Source organism: Tenacibaculum amylolyticum (assembly GCF_964511145.1).
Classification (GTDB): domain Bacteria; phylum Bacteroidota; class Bacteroidia; order Flavobacteriales; family Flavobacteriaceae; genus Polaribacter; species Polaribacter amylolyticum.
This window is the reverse complement of record NZ_CAZEFZ010000057.1, coordinates 1-1144: the sequence shown is the minus strand read 5'-3', so window position 1 is coordinate 1144 and position 1144 is coordinate 1. Positions and strand designations below refer to the sequence as shown.

At 34.5% G+C, this 1144-nt stretch carries 1 protein-coding gene; it reads left to right on the top strand.

Going from position 1 to position 1144, the window contains the following annotated elements:
* Positions 1–1144, top strand: a 1144-nt coding sequence (locus tag ACKTTC_RS13135; RefSeq protein ID WP_408040293.1) for an ArdC family protein, incomplete at both ends; no start/stop codon positions are given.

The following is a 1144-nucleotide window of genomic DNA, read 5'->3' as shown; positions in this document are numbered from 1 at the left end:
GTTTCCTTATGAGTTTTTAGCAGGCTTAGAGTATATAGAAGTAAGCGACACCGAAGGGCTTGGAAGGGCGCAATTAACACCCGATAAAATTTACAAAAGAGTTACTCAAAAGATGATTGATAAAATGAGTAAATCAAAAGGAAGAGGGAAAAAGCGTTGGGATGATACCTACGACACTAAAGACGGTTTTTTATTACCTGTAAGTTATAATAGTAAAAAGCCATATAAGGGAATTAATATAGGACTTCTGGAAATAGAAACACCTGTTTATGAAAATCCTTTTTTCCTTACTGAAAAACAAGTAAAACAAGCAGGAGGAACACTTAGAAAAGGCGCAAAGCGATTTGATGCAGTTTATTTCACGCATTTATACAAGTATAAAAACACAAAAAAAGAAGAAGGATTTAAAACGTATAACAAGGGGAAAATGAAAGACTATTTAACTACCAAAAATATTGATGTAGATAGGTTTCACATTTTTGTTGATACCATACCAATTTTAACAGCTCACGAGGTGTTTAATGGTAGTGATGTAAAAGGAATTGATTTTGGACTGGATAAACTAACAGAACTACAAAAGGTAATGTACGGCTTTAAAAAAGCAGGAAGCCCAAATAATAAAGGAGAACGTAATAAAATAGCGGAGCTGATAATTAAAAACTTTCCTAAGAATATGCCAACCATTAAGCACGGTTATAAAGGGGCTAGTTATAACGGGGGAACGGATTTAATTAAAATGCCAAAGTTTGAAGCTTTTTATAGTGCAGACTTATATTATAGTACATTATTTCACGAAGCAATACACAGTACAGGGCATTTTACGCGGCTGGATAGACCATTAGGAAATAAATTTGGTTCTGCACCTTATGCCAGAGAAGAATTAATCGCAGAATTAGGCGCAACGTATTTATGTGCTTACGCGGGTATTTTATGGCGTACAGAAAAAGAAAATGCTGATTATTTAAAAAACTGGCGACTAGCTTTAAAATTTATGGGTGATGATAAAAAGTTTATCATGCAGGCGGCTACTAAGGCACAAAAAGCGGTTGACTTTCTGTTACAAATGGAAAAAGGAAAGCCTAAATTTTATGCAGATTTAGAAAAGCAAATAAAAGCAGACGAAAAGGCATTACAGCAAGCCGAG